Here is a 19,073-nt window from a genome sequence, read left to right on the forward strand (position 1 = left end):
CCCGATCACCACTCAAGTCCCTTTTCACCCGAGAGCGGGTGCCTCGTAAATTATGAGCAGCGCTCATTTTCGTAATGAGAACAATCAATTTGACGAATACTTATGCTTGAGAGCACAGTCTCTTCAAGAAAAACAGGGGAATACCGAAATGAGATCCACGTTCAAGGGCCTCCTTGCCCTCGCTATCGCGTGCACCGCCTCCTCGGCGTGGTCCGCAACCCTCGACAATGTCAAGAAAAATGGCGTGCTGACGTGTGGCACAAATTCGGCCACGGCTGGCTTCAGCCTTCCCGACAATGAAGGCAAATGGACCGGATTTGTGGTCGACTATTGTCGCGCCGTGGCCGCTGCCGTGCTCGGGGATGCGCAAAAGGTCAAGTTCATCCCATTGACGCCAAAAGATCGCTTCACCGCCTTGCAGTCGGGAGAGATCGACATTCTCGCACACAACGCAACCTGGACCTCCTCCCGCGATACATCCCTCGGCATACTGTTTGCCGGCACGTATTTTTATGACGGTCAGGGATTCATGGTGCGCAAGGCGGACAACATCACGTCAGCCAAGGGGCTCGAGGGCGCATCGATATGCGTCACCCAGGGCACCACGACCGAGTTGAACCTTGCCGACTATTTTCGCTCGCAGTCGATCAAGTATACGACGGTTGGTTTCGCCGACGAGGAAGCGGTCGTGAAGGCTTACGAGGAGGGTCGTTGCGACGTCTTGTCCGCGGACACCTCCACCTTGAACGCGTCGCGGCTTCGCATGGCCAAGCCGGACGACAGCATTGTTCTTCCCGAGCTGATCTCAAAGGAGCCGCTTGGCCCGGCGGTGCGGCAGGGTGACGACCAGTGGTTCAATGTGGCGAAGTGGACGCTCTACGTCATGGTGGCCGCGGAAGAAAACGGGGTCACCTCCAAGAACGTCGATGCCATGAAGTCGTCGGACAATCCCAGCATCCGCCGTCTGCTTGGCGTGGACGGTAGCATAGGCAAGGACATCGGGCTCGGCGACGACTGGCCGGTCCAGGTGATCAAACAGGTAGGCAACTACGGTGAAGTCTTTGATCGCAATATCGGCAAGGATTCGCCGCTGAAAATGGAGCGTGGCATGAACGCGCTCTGGAACAAAGGCGGCGTTCAGTACGCTCCGCCGATCCGCTAGGCAAAGCATGGTTGCAAGGCGCTGGCGTGTTACCACCAGCGCCCTGCACGGATCCCGATAGGAACAGGCCATGTCCCATTTGTCGCTTCCCGCGCCGTCGCGCAGGAGCCTGTCGCTGCACGATACGAAAGTGCGAGGCGTTCTCTACCAGCTCTTGCTCGCTGGCTGTCTGCTGGCCTTGGCCCTGGGCATCGGGATGCAGACAGCATCGAATATGCGGGTCCGGGGGATTCCGCTCTCATTCGATTTTTGGAATGAGGCTGCCGGCTTCGACATCAGTCAGACCCTGATACCGTACGATGCGCTGTCCACCTATGGTCAGGCCTTCTGGGTCGGAGTGGTCAACACACTCTACGTCAGCGTACTCGCAATCCTGTTGGCGACCTTGCTTGGCTTCGTCATCGGCGTTGCCCGCCTGTCGCGGAACTGGATCGTTTCGAAGGTGGCGACCGCCTATGTCGAGCTTGTGCGCAATGTCCCGTTATTGCTGCAGCTGCTGTTCTGGTACAACGCCGTCCTCAAGCCGTTGCCCTCCCCGAAGGCGTCTATTGCCATCCCCGGCGGCATCTACCTAAACAATCGCGGCCTCATCATTCCGGAGATCCAGTTGCATCCGGGAGCGGGGTTGGTGAGCCTGGCATTCGTGACGGCCATTTCCTGCTGCGTTGCATTCTGGTTTCGCGCCAGGAGCGTCCAGAGACGGACGGGCAAGCAGCTGCCGGTGCTTTTGGTCAGTCTGGCGACGTTGATAGGATTTCCGCTGGTCGTGTTCCTGGCGGCTGGCGAGCCGGTCTCGTTCGTCGCGCCGCAGCTGCGCGGCTTCAATTTTCAAGGCGGGCATCAGCTCTATCCGGAGTTTGCCGCTCTCCTGATCGGTCTGTCGGTCTACACCGGTTCATACATCGCCGAGATCGTTCGAGGTGGAATCCAGGCAGTGCCAAAGGGCCAGACGGAGGCTGCGTATGCGCTGGGGCTGGCGCCGGGCAAGACGCTTCGTCTGGTCGTCGTTCCCCAGGCGCTGCGGATCATCATACCGCCTTTGACAAGCCAGTATCTCAATCTCATCAAGAACTCGTCGCTGGCGGTGTTCATCGGCTATCCCGACCTCGTGCAGATCTTTGCAGGGACGGTGCTCAACCAGACCGGCGCGGCCGTCCAGGTCATGGCGATCACCTTGTCTGTCTATCTCGTTATCTCCCTCGCCACGTCGTTGGCCATGAACGCGTGTAACCGACATTTTGCGATCGTCGAGAGGTGACGCGTGAGCGATCAGTCCATGCATTCGCCTTTTGTCAGCGGTGCGCTCATACCAGCGATGGCGCCCCCCGCCGACGTTCGGCCAGGTCCAGTGACCTGGATGAAAAAGAATCTGTTTTCGACGCCGGCTTCAGGCGCGCTGACAATCTGCTTTGTCGTCCTCGCCGTGTGGCTGCTGCATCACTTTTTGAGCTTTGCGATCTTCGACGCGGTCTGGAGCGGCGGTCGCGAAGCATGCCGTGCGAACAGCCAAGGAGCTTGCTGGCCTTTCATTGCCGAGAAGTTCGACTACCTGCGATACGGCGCGTACCCGGTTTCCGAGCGGTGGCGCGTGGACCTTGCGCAGGCGATCGGCGCCATCCTCATCGTTTGGCTCCTGTGGACGAAGGCTCCGCGGCGCGAAGTGGCGGCGTTGCTATTCTTCCTCGTCTACCCCATTGCCGCGTTCGTTCTGGTGCGCGGCGTCGCCTGGCTCCATTTGCCTGTCATCGACACGACGCTCTGGGGCGGTCTCTTGATCACGCTGCTGATGTCGATTGTGGGCATCGTCTTCTCGCTTCCGATCGGAGTTATCCTGGCGCTTGGACGCCGGTCGGAACTCCCTTTCGTCAAGACGGTTTGCGTCACATTCATCGAAGTCGTCCGGGGCGTGCCGTTTATCACGGTGTTGTTCATGGCGAACTTCATGATGCCGCTTTTCGTCCCCGACTATTTGACGCCTGATCGTCTGCTGCGCCCGCTCATCGCGATAGCGTTGTTCTCATCCGCCTATATGGCCGAGGTTGTGAGGGCCGGCCTTCAGGCGATCCCGAAGGGCCAATACGAAGCGGCGAAAGCGCTCGGGATCAACTACTTCGACATGATGCGCCTGATCGTCCTCCCCCAGGCGTTGACGATCGTTATCCCGAGCATCGTGTCGACCTTCATCGGCCTGTTCAAGGACACGACGCTGGTCGCCATCGTCGGCATAGCAGATTTCCTGAAGGCCGTCGAAACGGCGCGAGTCGATCCGAACTGGGCAGGCCCGACGATCTCCTCAACCGGCTACCTCTTTGCCGGACTGGTCTACTGGGGCTTTTGCTTCGGCATGTCCCGCTACTCGCAATCGATGGAGCGCCAATTGGCGCGTGGCCACAAATCCTAGGACGAGATGATGATGCCACAAGCAATGCACGCAGCGACGAAGGCAACGCCCTACGGCAAGGCGATGGCCATCGAACTGCGTGGCGTCAATAAATGGTTCGGTTCGTACCATGCGCTCAAGAACATCAACCTCTCGGTGACGCGGGGGCAGCGCATTGTGATCTGTGGCCCCTCCGGGTCGGGCAAGTCGACGATGATCCGCTGCATCAACCATCTCGAGGAGCATCAGTCGGGCGACATCATCGTCAACGGCAAGTTGGTAACCGAGGATCTGCGCAAGATCGACGCAGTGCGCAGCAACGTCGGGATGGTGTTTCAGCACTTCAATCTGTTTCCGCACCTTACGGTGCTTGAGAATTGCACGCTTGCGCCGTTTTGGGTGAGAAAGATGCCGCGGTCGGCCGCTGAGGAATTGGCGCGCCATTATCTCGATCGCGTCAGAATTGCGGAGAAGGCGGAGAGCTACCCAGGGCAGTTGTCGGGTGGCCAGCAGCAACGCGCTGCAATTGCCCGGGCTCTCTGCATGAACCCAAAGATCATGCTTTCGACGAGCCGACCTCTGCCCTCGATCCGGAGATGGTCAAGGAGGTGCTCGACACGATGGTGTCGCTTGCGAGTGAAGGCATGACGATGCTGTGCGTGACGCATGAGATGGGCTTCGCGCGGGAGGTGGCCGATCGCGTGGTGTTCATGGACCGCGGGGAGATCGTCGAAACCAACACGCCCCATCAGTTCTTCACCAACTCCCGATCGGAACGGGCACGGCAGTTTCTGGCGCAAATCCTCAAATAGGGACGTCCGCAGAAGCAAAGCGGCTGTAACCGTAGCAACAGATTTTCTAGGTGACTATCAAATGGCTTGTGCAGACACGCCCGCATCGGCGCTTGGGCAACGAAATATCGCGGGAATAGATTTCGACCAAATCCACGACCGCCAGCAATTCGGATCCGCCAAATGGGCCAACCAGTGGGATGAGTTCTCTCCGCAGGTCGAGGGCCAGAACCTGCTGTCCCTATGGACAGCGGATATGGATTTCCGCGCTCCGGAAACCGTCATCGCGCGGCTGCGCGAGGCCGCGGACCATGGCATTTACGGCTACACACGCCGCGATCCGCGCCACTATGAGATCGTGCAATCGTGGTTCGCGCGCCGGCACAACTGGTCGCCGAAAGTGGAGACCTTGCTTCCCGCCCCGGCGATCATGCCTTCGGTCGCTGCGATACTGCGAACCTTCACGAAGCCCGGTGACGGCGTCATTGTGCAGTCGCCCGTGTACTCGCCCTATTTCGAAGTGGTTCAGGGAAACGGGCGGGTTCTGCTTACGAACCGGCTGAGATTGCACAACAACAGATATGAGCTCGATCTGGAGGATTTCGAGAGACTGGCGGCTGGCGGTGCCAACGCATTCCTGCTGTGCAATCCTCACAACCCTGCCGGAATGGCCTGGACACTCGAAGAATTGGCGGCGCTTAACAACATTTGTGAGCGCCATGGGATCCTGGTCATATCCGACGATATTCACTGCGACATAAGGTTGTCGGATCGCCCCCACATCGTCTTCTCCTCCATCTCGGAAGATGCCGCGGAGAAATCGTTCATCTGCACCGCGCCAACGAAGACTTTCAATCTTGCCGGGGTTCCTTCGGCAACCATTTCAGTTGCCAGCAAAAAGCGCCGCGAGACGCTTCTTGCCGCAATGCAGGCGTCATTCATGGTAAATGCAAACTTTTTCGGCCGCTTGGCCCTGGAGGTTGCCTACAGCAGCGGCGCGCCATGGCTCGACCAACTCACGCGTTACATCGCCAGCAACATTGATCTGGTTTGCGAGTTCGCCGGTGAACACCTTCCAGGCATCACGCCCATGCGGCCCGACGCATCGTTTCTGGTGTGGTTGGACGCGTGCGCGCTCGATCGCAGAGTGGGTGGAATTCAGAAGTTCTTTGTCGATCAGGCCGGGGTCAATCTCTACGACGGCCGCGTCTATGGGCCTGGCGGCGAAGGCTTCATCCGTCTGAATGTCGGCTGCCCGCGTCCTCTGTTGCGCCAAGGGCTGGAGCGCATGTCCAGCGCGCTGGCATCTTTGTGATTGAGCGCAACCAAGCCGGAATGCTGCGAATGCGAATTGCCGTCATCAATCCCAACACGACCGCTTCGTCGCAGCCGCCATGGCGGTGGCGGGCCCAGGGACCGAGATATTGGGCATGCAGTCCATGGCTGGACCTGAAGCGATCGAAGGGCCATTTGACGGTGAACTCTCCGTACCGGGCCTGCTCAAGCAGGTGGTCGCGGCGGAAATGGACAATGTCGACGCCCATATCATTGCGTGCTTCGAGGCACCATTGCTGATCGACGCCCGCAAGCAGGGGGAAGCCTCAAGGTGATCCACCGGGTGTCTACTCGCAAATTGGCGACCCGCCCGCCGCCTAATTTACGCGGCGCGTCGTTGAGCGAGGACCGAACGGGCCCGACGAGGGTCGACAGCGGTTACGATGCCGTGGTGGTGATCGCAGTAGACGCGGTCCGGCGAAGTTGACCCAGCACAAAAACGGTAACCGCCGGGTACCGACGGGTCTTCGCTTACCGGGAAGCGGCACTGATAGAGGCCTAGCTGAATGAGGGGGACGTCTCTCGAAATTACTCTGATATTTTCAGGCATGGTTTTCAGGTTCCTAGTTCATAGCCATTGCCGGTTGAGGGCCGCAGTGCGACCGCGTCAGGCCAGCTTCTCTCGTTTTGGAGGGCAATGGATCACCATATGGTGTTGGTTGCAGCGTCAATGAAGCCCGACGGCCTGGTTTCTGAAGCCAATAGTTTGCGACTTAAGGCCACAGTTGCCGCTGGGTAGCGTGCGGTTGACAGCGCGAAGGCGGCCCGGCGCCCATGTTGCCGTACCTCTGATCGTGGCGGTCACTGCCCCCTGGGTTCGTCGGCAGACCGGGCAGGGGTGCCCTTGTGGGCCCCTATCAGGCGCGCCCGACCGACACCTCCTTCTCATTCCGGGGCCTCCTCATGGCCGGCCGCTCTCGCCCCAACCCAAATCACTCTGAACGACGGAGTTCGACCCTTTTGCTGTCATTCGGTTGCGAGCGTTGTATGGCGCGATGCGCCCCAAGACGCTTTCCGTAGGCTGAACCTTGGATGGCCGCTTCGCGCGCAATGTCCGCCCTTGAGGCGATTTTTGCGATTGCCGGATAGCGGACGCTGCAGGCGATTACCCTGGACATCCTAGTGGCGCCATAAGGCGACCTTCATGCCGCTCAAAGCTGCCCTTCGCGCAACGGCTCGAGTCGGACCTATGCCTGAACTTCAGTCGCAGTCCGAAGATCATGAGCAAACTGCCGGCGATCCTATCCAGCCACTTGCGGATCCGCCGTAGAAAGAACTGATCGCAGCGATGGAGAAAACGTCGGCATCGGCCTGACACTTGGCGCGGTCATTTGGGCGGCGGCGGCACCAGCGGCATCATCAGCCTCAGGCCGGCGAAACCGATGCGTGGGGAACAAGGGTGACAAACAGAGCTGGAGGGCGTATGTTGACATAAAGATGTCTTTATGTGACTTGAGTGCGACTGTCGTCTCGAGGATGAAAAATGTCGCAAAGTTCCTCATCGCTGGATGACCTGTTCGGCCCCGCCACAGCAAAGCCCAACCGTTCCGAAGTGCTTGCTGCGCTGACCGCAGCGGTGCACGAACGCATCCTCATCCTTGACGGCGCCATGGGCACGCAGATCCAGGGCCTCGGGTTTGACGAAGACCATTTTCGGGGTGAGGCCTTCGCCGGCTGTGCCTGCCACCAGCAGGGCAACAACGATCTGCTGATCCTGACGCAGCCGAGGGCGATCGAGGAGATCCACTATCAGTACGCCATCGCCGGCGCAGATATCCTTGAAACCAACACCTTCTCCTCGACCTCAATCGCCCAGGCCGATTACCGCATGGAGGATGCGGTCTACGCGTTGAACCGCGATGGCGTGCGACTGGTGCGCCGCGCCGCTGTTCGTGCCGAGCAGGAGGACGGCAAGCGCCGTTTCGTCGCCGGCGCGGTCGGGCCGACCAACCGCACCGCCTCGATGTCGCCAGACGTGAACAATCCCGGCTATCGCGCCGTAACCTTCGACGACCTGCGCCTTGCTTATGGCGAGCAGCTGCGCGGCCTGATCGACGGCGGCGCCGACATCATCCTGCTCGAGACGATCTTCGACACACTCAACGCCAAGGCGGCGATCTTCGCCTGCAACGAGATCTTCATCGAGAAGGGCGTGTACCTGCCGGTGATGATCTCCGGCACCATCACCGACCTGTCCGGCCGCACGCTGTCCGGGCAGACGCCGACCGCCTTCTGGCATTCGGTGCGCCATGCCAGCCCCTTCACCATCGGCCTGAATTGCGCGCTCGGCGCCAACGCCATGCGCGCGCATCTGGCAGAGATATCCGGTGTCGCCGATACGTTCACTTGCGCCTATCCGAATGCCGGCCTGCCCAATGAATTCGGCGGGTATGACGAGAGTCCGGAATTCATGGCCGCGCAGATCGAGGATTTCGCGCGCGAGAGATTGGTCAATGTCGTCGGCGGCTGCTGCGGCTCGACGCCCGACCACATCCGCGCCATCGCAGCGGCGGTGAAGAAATATCCGCCGCGAGCTGTTCCCGACATCGAACCGAAGATGCGCCTGTCGGGGCTCGAGCCGTTCACGCTGACCGACGAGATTCCATTCGTCAATGTCGGCGAGCGCACCAATGTCACCGGGTCGGCAAAATTCAGGAAGCTGATCACGGCGGCCGACTATGTCGCCGCGCTCGATATCGCCCGCGACCAGGTCGCCAATGGCGCCCAGATCATCGACATCAACATGGACGAGGGCCTGATCGATTCGAAGAGGGCGATGATCGAGTATCTCAACCTGATCGCGGCCGAACCTGATATCGCCCGTGTTCCCGTGATGATCGACAGTTCCAAATGGGAGATCATCGAAGCTGGCCTGAAATGCGTGCAGGGCAAACCGCTGGTCAACTCCATCTCGATGAAGGAGGGCGAAGAAGCCTTCCTGCATCATGCCCGACTGGTCCGTGCCTATGGCGCGGCGGTGGTCGTCATGGCCTTCGACGAGGACGGCCAGGCCGACACCAAAGCGCGCAAGGTCGCAATCTGCACCCGCGCCTACAAGCTGTTGACCGAGCAGGCCGGATTCCCGCCGGAGGACATCGTTTTCGATCCGAACGTCTTTGCCATCGCCACCGGCATCGAGGAGCACAACAATTACGGCGTCGACTTCATCGAAGCAGCGCGCGAGATCACCACGACGCTTCCCTATGTTCATATTTCGGGCGGCGTGTCGAACCTCTCCTTCTCGTTCCGCGGCAACGAGCCGGTGCGCGAGGCCATGCATGCGGTGTTCCTCTACCACGCCATCCAGGCGGGCATGGACATGGGCATCGTCAATGCCGGACAGCTTGCCGTCTACGACACCATCGATCCGGACCTGCGCGACGCCTGCGAGGATGTCGTCAACAACCGTGAGCCGAAGGGCGGCGGCACGGCGACCGAACGCATGCTGGAACTCGCCGAACGCTTCAAGGGCACGGCGGGCAAGGAGGCGCAGGGGCGCGATCTCGCCTGGCGTGACTGGCCTGTCGAACAGCGCATTTCGCACGCCCTGGTCAACGGTATCACCGAATTCATCGACGCGGACACGGGCGAGGCGCGGCGCGCCGCCGAGCGCCCGCTGCATGTCATCGAAGGCCCGCTGATGGCGGGTATGAACGTCGTCGGCGACCTGTTCGGCTCCGGCAAGATGTTCCTGCCGCAAGTGGTGAAGTCCGCCCGCGTCATGAAGCAGGCCGTTGCCGGCCTGCTCCCCTACATGGAGGCGGAGAAGCTGGCGAACGCCGCCAACGGCATCGACAATGGCGAGCGCCAGACTGCTGGCAAGATCCTCATGGCGACGGTGAAGGGCGATGTCCATGACATTGGCAAGAACATCGTCGGCGTGGTCCTCGCCTGCAACAATTACGAGATCATCGACCTCGGCGTCATGGTGCCGGCTGCGAAGATCCTGCAGACGGCGCGCGAGCAACAGGTCGACATCATCGGCCTGTCCGGGCTGATCACGCCGTCGCTCGACGAGATGGTGCATATGGCCGCCGAAATGGAACGCGAAGGTTTCGACATTCCGCTGTTGATCGGCGGCGCGACGACCAGCCGCGTGCATACGGCGGTCAAGATCCATCCACGCTACACCAGCGGCCAGACGGTCTACGTCGCCGATGCCAGTCGCGCGGTCGGCGTGGTGTCGTCGCTTTTGTCAAACGAGACCAAGGGCGGTTATGTCGAGACCGTGCGGGCCGAGTACAAGAAGGTCGCCGACGCGCATGCCCGCTCCGAAGCCGACAAGCAGCGACTGCCGCTGCCCAGGGCGAGGGCCAATGCGCACCGGATCGACTGGTCGGCCTATGAGCCACCGAAGCCGTCCTTCACCGGCGTAAAAGTGTTCGACAACTGGGACTTGACGGAGCTTGCGCGCTACATCGACTGGACGCCATTCTTCCAGACCTGGGAGCTGAAGGGCCGTTATCCTAGGATCCTCGAGGAGGAGGCGCAGGGGCCAGCCGCGCGCCAGCTGTTCGAGGATGCGCAGGCGATGCTGAAGAAGATCATCGCCGAAAAGTGGTTTGCGCCACGCGGCGTCATCGGTTTCTGGCCGGCCAATGCCGTCGGCGACGATATCAGGCTATTCACCGACGAGGCGCGATCGCAGGAACTGGCGACGTTCTTCACCTTGCGCCAGCAACTGACCAAGCGAGACGGCAAGGCCAATGTCGCGCTGTCGGACTTCGTCGCATCTACCGAGAGTGGCAAGCCAGACTATATCGGTGGCTTCATCGTCACGGCCGGCATCGAGGAGGTCGCGATATCAGCGCGATTCGAACGGGCCAATGACGATTATTCCTCGATCATGGTCAAGGCGCTGGCCGACCGTTTCGCCGAGGCCTTCGCCGAGCGCATGCACGAGAAAGTGCGCAAGGAATTCTGGGGCTACGCAACTGACGAGGCATTGGCACCGGACGAATTGATCGGTGAGTCCTATTGCGGCATCCGCCCCGCGCCCGGCTATCCGGCGCAGCCCGACCATACCGAAAAGGCAACGCTGTTCCGGCTGCTCGACGGCGAGCGCAATGCGGGCGTCAGCCTGACCGAAAGCTATTCGATGTGGCCGGGCTCTTCCGTGTCGGGCATTTATCTCGCCCATCCCGAAAGCTATTATTTCGGCGTCGCCAAGATCGAACGCGACCAGGTCGAGGATTATGCTAGCCGTAAGGCGATGCCAATCGCCGATGTCGAGCGCTGGCTGGGCCCCGTTCTCAACTATGTGCCGGCACACTATGCCGAGGCGGCTGAATAGTGGGAACGGCGGCATCGTAAATTCGTGCCTTCTAAATCTCCGCTGCCTTTTCGACCGGATGGCTTTCGACAGTTTCTTGTGCTCCTTCCTTGCCAAGCGTTTGAGGTAGGCAAAAGACTCTTGAAGCGGGCGGGTTTCGGCCTTCGTAAGAAGGGCTACTTAGCTGGTGCCGGGTCCGCATCGTGCGATACGGACTGAGATACAAACTGTGATACAAATCGCTACGGAATTCTACCAAAAACCCCTTTAAAATCAACGCGGGAGGCGGTGCAGCGTTGCATCTCGACCGCACCAATTACATTCGAAAGCGGAATCTCTTACCCGAGCACGGCAGGGAGCGCCCTTGTCAGGGCACGTGCTTTTTGCCTGATTGCGGTCGCGAGTTTGGTCGATGCGAAGTGGCCATCGGCGGCATGGCCATCTACCGACAAGCGCACATAATTATTCGATTATTCGCCACCAGGCGTCCGGTCGCCCACCAGATCACCGACACAACGATGATCGATGCGTAGCCGTCCACGGCATAGTGCCAGCCAGTGGACACCGATCCGTACAGGATCAGGGCTGCGTTGTAGCCTGTCTGTTCACTTTCCCGGACATCTGAGTTCACCGTTGGTGATGAACATCGCAGCGAAAGTAAGCACCTTTGCGCTTACCTTGAAGGCATCCTACTCTGGAGGATAGTAGCCGCTCGTGAGCATAGAATGTCGGTACTGCCTTTCTTAAGAATTTACGCACCGCTCAACGCGCTGCTGGCTGCGACTGGGCTCGTGGCGGTGGCTGCGCTCACGACACCGGATATGTCCGGACGAAGCAGACTGGCTCTGGCTACCGTGCTTGCGGTCATTTGGGGCGTCTATCTCCTGCAACTGGCTGAGACGGTCCTCAAGCGCCGGGCGGGAGACGTTCGGGTCAGGACGCCGGCAATTGCCATTGATATGCTCGCGGTTTTGGTTCCACTCGCCGCATTTCTGCTCGTCGGCACGCCTGACCGGAGCCTCTACTGTGCTGTCTGGCTGCTGAAACCGCTGCGCGACTCGACTTTCTTCCCGCTGCTGGGCAGGATCCTGGCCAACGAAGCGCGTAACCTGATCGGCGTCACCACGGTCTTCAGCATCGTTCTGTTCGGTGTTTCGCTCGCGGCCTATGTCATCGAGCGCGACGTCCAACCGGAAAAGTTCGGAAGCATCCCTCAGGCAATGTGGTGGGCGGTGGTCACGCTGTCTACTACCGGCTATGGCGACGCTATTCCGCAAAGCTTCGCCGGCCGCGTCCTTGCCGGGGCGGTCATGATGAGTGGCATCGGCATCTTCGCGCTCTGGGCTGGCATTCTTGCCACCGGCTTTTATCAAGAAGTCCGTCGCGAGGATTTCGTCCGCAATTGGCAATTGATCGCCGCCGTGCCGTTGTTTCAGAAGCTCGGCCCGGCCACACTAGTCGAGATCGTGCGCGCATTACGACCCCGCATCGTGCCGGCGGGCGCTGTGATCTGCCGCAATGGCGAGACCGGTGATCAGATGTTCTTCGTCGTGGAGGGGCGCGTCAGCGTCGCGACGCCGAACCCGGTGGAGCTGGGCCCTGGCGCCTTCTTCGGCGAGATGGCGCTGATCACCGGCGAACCGCGCTCGGCGACCGTCAGCGCCACAACGGTGGTCTCACTCCTGTCGCTACACGCGGCGGATTTCCAGATGCTGTGCAGCAGCAGCCCGGAGATCGCAGAAATCATCCGCAAGACCGCACTCGAGCGGCGCGGTGCGGCACCTAAGGGTTGACCGTACTAGGTGTTCGGCGTGGCCATCTATCGACAAGCGCACATAATTATTCGCGCACCAGGCGTCCAGTCGCCCACCAGATCACCGACACAACAACGATCGATGCGTAGCCGTCCACGGCATAGTGCCAGCCAGTGAACACCGATCCGTACAGGATCAGGGCTGCAAAGGTCCAACCCAGAACGCCAAGCCAGCGATTGATCGATGACAGCAAATAGGCGTTCAATGCGGCAAAGGCGACATGCATGCTTGGCATGGCCGAGATGCCGCCGCCGAGACTTGGCCGGCCGCTCTGGTAAGCCATCAGGAGATATGCCGCGGGTTCCCGCACCATGTAACTATGGTCCAGTCTGTCCAAGGCTGCATTCAATCCGTGGAAGCGATCCACGCCAACAAAGTGGTGGTAGTAAACCGGTCCGACCGATGCCAGCGCCAGGGCCAAGACCGTTCCGAGAACGCACAACGTCAGCGCTGCTGCGCAGAGATAGCGGATGCGGGCAATCTCGTCCGACCAGAGCGACACGAAAAGGATGGTGCCGAACCACTGGTAAAACCAAATGACTTCATAGCTGTTGAAGACGACGAACGACCAATTGTTGCTGTCGAGCTTATGGACGATCTCCCATGGCGGCATCCCGTGCAGCCATTCATCAGCGTCGGCCAACCAGTTGTCGGCATAGTATGGGACAACGGACGGGATGGCGATCTTGTAGGTAGAGAACGCGGTCAAGCTGGCAAAGAAGAACAGCAGCACCAGCAGACAGCCGCGCCAGCGCCCTTGAACCAAATCCAGTGCGTAGCGAACCGGTTGCCGCCGGCCATGGATTAGCGCGGCATAACAGACGCCACCGATAAACAACACCGGAATGCCAACAAGAAACTTGTGAGAATAGATTAAGGCTGACGTATAGAATACTTCTGGATATAGTGCAGATGCGCCTAATACGTATGTCGCCATGAACAGGGAGAGGCGCAATTGCCATATGGCGGAGGGCCTGTAGCGAGAGGCTTCCGTGGTGAGGGCCAAACCAATTCACCCGTTCTTAACGTTTCGCCGGAGAGACACATACCCGATAAGGTAAAAACCTTGCCGCCGGGTTTACTTTTTCCCCGGTGATCGACATTTGCCGTCCGGCCCGCACGCGGGTGGATTGTTTCCCTGAGCAATCTTGCATCCGCGTTGCTGTCCATGCCCCTTGTGAAGGAACGCCCCCGAGCCTCGGGGGCCGAACCGGCCGGGTGTTTAAGCACCGGTCCATCGCTCCCTCAGTTGACCTATCATAAGTTTTAGCTTATCATAAGTCATGGTTTATGATTATGCAGGAATGGTGGCGTTGGCCGATCCGACGCGCCGCAAGGTGTTCGAGCTCATCGCCGATCGGCCACGCTCGGTCATCGATCTGACGCGAGTGCTTCCGGTCTCGCAGCCGGCCGTATCGCAGCACCTCAAGGTTTTGAAGGAGGCCCGGCTGGTCCGCGCAGAGCCCAAGGGTGCCAGCAACATCTATCATCTCGACCCGCATGGGCTCGGCGAGATGCGCGCCTGGCTCGACCGCATGTGGGGCGATGCGCTCGACGCCTTCAAACAGGAAGTCGACAACCGCAAGGAGAAGAGGAAATGACGACCATGATCAAGCCCGCACCGGTCAGGAAGTCGGTTACAGTGGAGGTGCCGCTCGACAAGGCATTCGATGTGTTCACCACAGGATTCGGGCGCTGGTGGCCGGCTTCGCACTCGATCGGCAAATCCGCCCTGACGACCGCGGTGATCGAACCGAAAGCCGGCGGCCGCTGGTACGAGATCGGCGAGGATGGGTCACAATGCGATTGGGGCGAGGTTCTCGCCTGGGATCCGCCGTCCAGGCTGACGCTCGCCTGGCGCATTGGAGCCGGCTGGCGCTACGATCCGGCATTGCTGACCGAAGTCGAGATTCGCTTTGTCGCGCTCGGCGAGAACGCGACGCGTGTGGAACTCGAGCACAGGCTTCTGGAGAACATGGGCGAAACCGCAGAGGCAATGCGCCAGGCTTTCGAATCCGAGGGTGGCTGGAGCGGTCTCCTGGACCGCTATGCGGCTGAGGCCAAGCGCCACGCCGCCTGATCGGGAATACCAGCGAGGCCGTCGCACCGTCGGCCTCGCCTCATTCCCGGTGCAGCATGTGCCGCTCTGCCCGGCCACTGGGACCAATATTGTTGGGTGAACGATGCCCCAACCGGAACGGCGGGCACACCCACACCTAGCGTTGTCGCAGACCACCCGGCGGTTGGTCCGTGGCGGTACCAGAGCTGGATTACCGGTGCTTCTCGACGAAGGCCTTGCAGGCGGGTGACAACTGCTCGATCATGCTCTGAAGGTCGCATTTGCCGATCGGTGTCATTGGGCAAAGCCGTTTGTAGTCAGGCTTGCATTCCTTGCCCTGAAAAGATTTGAAGGCCTTTGCCTCGGCGGTAATCGGGCTCAAAAGTATTCCCGAACAAACCAACGCAAGGCTGGTAAACAGATACTTCCCCATAAACACCCTCCATTTATTAGTGATAATTATAGAGATACTAAATTAGAATTATCTAATTTTCAATCTTGAATTATCAACCTTGGGCAACCGGCAGCTCGCAAGGTGGTCTGATATCCGTCCGTTGCGCACAGAGAGGCCGATTCTCAAGCGAATCATGCCGCCGCTCCATCTTTGTGTTCGACCAAGATCTTTTCGGAAAACCGGTTTCCACTTTTCAAGATCATGGTCTAGACCTGACAGGCACCTTATCCGGAAATCCGATGGCTGGAGGCGCTGGTGGAAGGCCAGGACGAACATATGACCGGCGCCAGGGCGGCCGAGGAGCGCCGCGCCGACATCTATGACGAGGACGGCGTCATCCTCTCGTCGTTCCTCGCCCAGATCGGTGCCGCGATCGCCGATCGCGATACACTGACGCTGAAGCGTGAAGTCGACGATCTGCACCAGTCGGAACTCGGTCACCTGCTCGAGGCCCTGCACCCGGAACAGCGGCGCGCGCTGGTCGAATTGCTGGGCAAGGATTTCGACTTTTCCGCGCTGACCGAGGTCGACGAGGCGATCCGCCGCGACATCGTCGACAGTCTGCCCAATGCGCAGATCGCTCAAGGTGTGCAGGATCTCGATTCCGACGATGCCGTCTACATTCTCGAAGACCTCGACCAGGAGGACCAGGACGAGATCCTGTCGCAGCTGCCGTTCACCGAGCGGATCAGGCTGCGGCGCTCGCTCGATTATCCCGAAGAGACCGCCGGCCGCCGCATGCAGACGGAGTTCGTCGCGGTGCCGCCCTTCTGGACGATCGGCCAGACCATTGACTACATGCGCGAGGACAACAATCTTCCTGACCGTTTCAGCCAGATCTTCGTCATCGATCCGAGCTTCAAGCTGCTCGGCGCCATCGACCTCGACCAGATCCTGCGCACCAAGCGCTCGGTCAAGGTCGAGGAAGTCATGCATGAGACCAGGCATGCCATCCCGGCCACCATGGACCAGGAGGAGGCGGCGCGCGAATTCGAACAATACGATCTTCTGTCCGCTGCCGTCGTCGACGAGAACGAGCGGCTGGTCGGCGTGCTGACCATCGACGACGTCGTCGACGTCATCCAGCAGGAGGCCGAGGAAGATCTGCTGCGCATGGGCGGCGTCGGCGACGAAGAACTCTCGGACAGCATCTTTTCGACCTCGCGCTCGCGCGTACCCTGGCTGCTGGTCAATCTTCTGACGGCTTTCCTGGCGGCCTCGGTGATCGGCCTGTTCGACCGCACTATCGAGCATATCGTGGCGCTGGCGGTGCTGATGCCGATTGTCGCCGGCATGGGCGGCAATGCCGGCTCGCAGACCATGACGGTCACGGTGCGGGCGCTGGCGACCAGGGACCTCGACATCTACAATGCCGGCCGCATCATCCGCCGCGAAATCGGGGTGGGCTTCATCAACGGCATCATCTTCGCCATCCTGATCGGCCTCGTCGCTGCTGCCTGGTTCCACGATCGCAATCTCGGCGGCATCATCGCGGCTGCGATGATCATCAACATGTTCGTGGCGGCTCTGGCGGGCATCCTGATCCCGCTGCTGCTCGACCGCTTCAAGATCGACCCGGCTGTGGCTTCGGCGGTTTTCGTCACCACGGTCACCGATGTCGTCGGCTTCTTTGCCTTTCTCGGGCTTGCCACATGGTGGTTCGGCGTAAGCTGAACGGCACCTCAATTGACTTTTACGTAAATGTCGTGCGAGGCTTTGGAAGGTGCCTTGTACGCCGATTCTGGTGCGCGCCTGGGCGCCGGCGGCGCCGGCCAGTTGGAACTCGCGGCGTGGCCGGGGCATTGGAGTGACGATGCGGGAATATTATTCGATCACGGAGCTGACCCGCGAATTCGACGTGTCGACGCGGACGTTGCGCTTCTACGAGGACGAAGGGCTGGTGCAGCCGGTAAGGCGCGGCCGCACCCGGCTGTTCCGTCCGTCGGACCGGCATCTCATCCGCCAGATCATGCGCGGCAAGAGGCTCGGCTTCTCGATCAACGAGATCCGCGAAATCATCCAGATGTACAGGGAGCCGCCCGGCGAGGTCGGCCAGCTCAAATTGATGATCAAGCGCATCGAGGAAAAGCGCGAGGATTTGCGCCAAAAACGCCGCGACCTCGAAGAGACCCTGGCCGAGCTCGACCAGGCCGAGGAGTCCTGCGTCGAGCGGCTGGTGGAACTCGGCGTCACCACCTAAGCCGGCGTCAGCCTCGGCTCAAATCCAGCGCCGCACCCTTTTGGCGTAGTCCCGGTATTTCTTGCCGAATTTGGCCGTCAGCACCTTCTCCTCGCTCTCGATCGTCAGCTTCTGCGTCAGGAACGCCGCGATGACCGCCAGCGGCAGGAACCAGGCGATCCCAGTGACAAAGGCGAGGCTGACCAGCAGCAATGTGTTGGCGAGGTAGATCGGGTTGCGGCTGACGGCGAAGGGTCCGGTGGTCACCAGATGGTCAGGCACGCCGTTCGGGTTGAGCGTCGTCTTGGCGCGGATCATGGTGCGGATTGCCGTGAACCAGAGTGCGGCAACCGCCACCAACCCCACAAGGCCGGCGGCGAACAGGATGTCGCCGAGAAGATCGCCGATCCACGGCAGCGGATAGAACAGCCCCAGCGCGACGCTGACGATGATGGCGGCGATATAGATCAGCGGCGGCCATGGGATGTGCCCCAGCTTCGGCAGCCCAGGATTTTGCTGCACGGGTTTCGGGTGACTGTCGCTCATTATTGTCCTCCCTCGATTAGCGCGTTCCCGGTTCCGCCGCCTCGGTTTGGGCGGTGCAGGTTCCGGCGAGCTCGCCAATATGCGCCTTCCACTCCTGGGACTGGTCGTTGCTGTAGAGCCGGTCAAGCGAGGCTTCGCCCTGGAGAGTGTCCAGCATGCAGGCACAATAGCTGGAGCAGAACTCGGTGTCGCGTGCCTGCTCGCAGGATATCTGGCAGGATTTCAGAAAACTCACCTCCCTGGTTTCGGCCTGCGCCGGCATGAATTGCGAAAACAGCCAGACCGAGCCGATCAGCAGCGGCTGATGGATCAAATAGAAGGCAAGGCTGTGCCGACCGATGAAGACCAGCGGGTTTGCCCAGCGGCCGGGCGCCAAGGCCGACAGCCGCGTCAGCGCGCCGGAGGTGGCGGCGAGCTTGGTAACCGCGATGCCGGCAAGTACGGCGCCGAACCAGGGCAGCAGCGGAACGTAGTCGTTGGACCGGGGGTTGGTCGCCGACAGGCCGACCCACCACAAAGCCGGATGATCGAAAAGCTCGGATCGCAAGTAGAAGGGCGCCGCGATAACGAGGGCCGCCACGGCAAGCGTCAGCAGCGCCGGGAGCCGCAGGAACGCCAGGCCGAGCAGGCTGGCGAGCGCGATCTCGTGCAATATGCCGAAGAAGATGAAGCCGTCCGGCGTGGCGATGCGGGTGACCAGCGATATTGCGAGCGCTGCCCCGGCAACCATGGCGAAGCGCTTCCAGAAGCCGGTCCAGCGGATTTTTTTTCCATGGGCGAGATAGAGGCTGATGCCGACCAGGAACAGGAAGCTCGAGGCGATGCAGCGCGCATAGATTTTCCACCAGCCGAAGGCGGTGAGGCCCGGATCGGTGTAGCCGAAGAATTCGAGGTCCCAGGTGAAATGATAGCTCGCCATGGCAAGCAATGCGATGCCGCGTGCAATGTCGATAGCGGCGATACGCTTCGACTTCGGTTGATCCTGAACGGCTGCGCTCGGCGTGTCGATGCTCATGGTCTCGCTGTCTTGGTTCAGCCCCGGCAAGACGACTATCACGGTTGCCACCGTCAAAAGAAGCAG

The 19,073-nt window shown here is 60.4% G+C and carries 15 protein-coding genes and 1 pseudogene; 12 read left to right on the plus strand and 4 right to left on the minus strand.

The window, feature by feature from the left end; genetic code table 11:
• Positions 1–148: 148 nt before the first annotated feature.
• The 6 genes and pseudogenes from NKJ46_RS25805 to NKJ46_RS25830 all read left to right on the plus strand — a co-directional run bounded on the left by NKJ46_RS25805 (position 149) and on the right by NKJ46_RS25830 (position 5,943).
• A complete protein-coding gene (locus tag NKJ46_RS25805) occupies positions 149–1,162 on the plus strand; it encodes an amino acid ABC transporter substrate-binding protein (RefSeq protein WP_352668591.1) in 1,014 nt (337 codons plus the stop codon).
• Between the two features lie 70 nt (positions 1,163–1,232).
• Complete coding sequence (locus tag NKJ46_RS25810) at positions 1,233–2,420, plus strand: amino acid ABC transporter permease (RefSeq protein WP_352566379.1); 1,188 nt, start codon at positions 1,233–1,235, stop codon at positions 2,418–2,420.
• 18 nt (positions 2,421–2,438) lie between these two features.
• Positions 2,439–3,563: an amino acid ABC transporter permease gene (locus NKJ46_RS25815; protein ID WP_352566407.1), complete on the plus strand. Its 1,125-nt coding sequence runs from the start codon at positions 2,439–2,441 to the stop codon at positions 3,561–3,563.
• Between the two features lie 24 nt (positions 3,564–3,587).
• Positions 3,588–4,354: pseudogene (locus tag NKJ46_RS25820) on the plus strand (amino acid ABC transporter ATP-binding protein).
• 61 nt (positions 4,355–4,415) lie between these two features.
• Positions 4,416–5,648, plus strand: a complete 1,233-nt coding sequence (locus tag NKJ46_RS25825; RefSeq protein WP_352668593.1) for a MalY/PatB family protein — start codon at positions 4,416–4,418, stop codon at positions 5,646–5,648.
• 115 nt (positions 5,649–5,763) lie between these two features.
• Positions 5,764–5,943 (plus strand): aspartate/glutamate racemase family protein, encoded by a 180-nt coding sequence (locus tag NKJ46_RS25830; protein WP_352668596.1) that lies wholly within the window; start codon positions 5,764–5,766, stop codon positions 5,941–5,943.
• Positions 5,944–5,990: 47 nt separating this feature from the next.
• Here NKJ46_RS25830 and NKJ46_RS25835 read toward each other — a convergent pair whose 3' ends face one another.
• Positions 5,991–6,218 (minus strand): GcrA family cell cycle regulator, encoded by a 228-nt coding sequence (locus NKJ46_RS25835; RefSeq protein WP_352566386.1) that lies wholly within the window; start codon positions 6,216–6,218, stop codon positions 5,991–5,993.
• A 933-nt stretch (positions 6,219–7,151) separates the two neighbouring features.
• On the opposite strand from NKJ46_RS25835, the gene metH reads away from it, so the two are divergent.
• Positions 7,152–10,961 carry a methionine synthase gene (metH, locus tag NKJ46_RS25840; protein ID WP_352668599.1) on the plus strand — a complete coding sequence of 1,270 codons (3,810 nt, stop codon included), beginning with the start codon at positions 7,152–7,154 and terminating at the stop codon, positions 10,959–10,961.
• A 704-nt stretch (positions 10,962–11,665) separates the two neighbouring features.
• Complete coding sequence (locus NKJ46_RS25845; protein ID WP_352668601.1) at positions 11,666–12,733, plus strand: cyclic nucleotide-gated potassium channel; 1,068 nt, start codon at positions 11,666–11,668, stop codon at positions 12,731–12,733.
• 46 nt (positions 12,734–12,779) lie between these two features.
• Here NKJ46_RS25845 and NKJ46_RS25850 read toward each other — a convergent pair whose 3' ends face one another.
• Positions 12,780–13,760 (minus strand): phosphatase PAP2 family protein, encoded by a 981-nt coding sequence (locus NKJ46_RS25850; protein ID WP_352668604.1) that lies wholly within the window; start codon positions 13,758–13,760, stop codon positions 12,780–12,782.
• A 277-nt stretch (positions 13,761–14,037) separates the two neighbouring features.
• On the opposite strand from NKJ46_RS25850, the gene NKJ46_RS25855 reads away from it, so the two are divergent.
• The 4 genes from NKJ46_RS25855 (at position 14,038) to NKJ46_RS25870 (ending at position 17,467) form a co-directional block, all read left to right on the plus strand.
• Entirely contained in the window at positions 14,038–14,355 is a 318-nt protein-coding gene (locus NKJ46_RS25855; protein ID WP_352668606.1) for an ArsR/SmtB family transcription factor, read from the plus strand.
• A complete protein-coding gene (locus NKJ46_RS25860) occupies positions 14,352–14,834 on the plus strand; it encodes an SRPBCC family protein (RefSeq protein ID WP_352668608.1) in 483 nt (160 codons plus the stop codon). The genes NKJ46_RS25855 and NKJ46_RS25860 overlap by 4 nt, the downstream gene beginning before the upstream one ends.
• A gap of 688 nt (positions 14,835–15,522) precedes the next feature.
• Positions 15,523–16,941 carry a magnesium transporter gene (mgtE, locus tag NKJ46_RS25865; protein ID WP_352567561.1) on the plus strand — a complete coding sequence of 473 codons (1,419 nt, stop codon included), beginning with the start codon at positions 15,523–15,525 and terminating at the stop codon, positions 16,939–16,941.
• Between the two features lie 139 nt (positions 16,942–17,080).
• Positions 17,081–17,467: a MerR family transcriptional regulator gene (locus tag NKJ46_RS25870; protein ID WP_023676566.1), complete on the plus strand. Its 387-nt coding sequence runs from the start codon at positions 17,081–17,083 to the stop codon at positions 17,465–17,467.
• Between the two features lie 18 nt (positions 17,468–17,485).
• Here NKJ46_RS25870 and NKJ46_RS25875 read toward each other — a convergent pair whose 3' ends face one another.
• A complete protein-coding gene (locus NKJ46_RS25875; protein ID WP_352668610.1) occupies positions 17,486–17,992 on the minus strand; it encodes a methyltransferase family protein in 507 nt (168 codons plus the stop codon).
• Between the two features lie 16 nt (positions 17,993–18,008).
• Positions 18,009–19,007 carry a heparan-alpha-glucosaminide N-acetyltransferase gene (locus tag NKJ46_RS25880; RefSeq protein ID WP_352668613.1) on the minus strand — a complete coding sequence of 333 codons (999 nt, stop codon included), beginning with the start codon at positions 19,005–19,007 and terminating at the stop codon, positions 18,009–18,011.
• Positions 19,008–19,073: the final 66 nt, after the last annotated feature.

Source organism: Mesorhizobium sp. M0166 (assembly GCF_040322255.1).
In the GTDB taxonomy this organism is placed as follows: domain Bacteria; phylum Pseudomonadota; class Alphaproteobacteria; order Rhizobiales; family Rhizobiaceae; genus Mesorhizobium.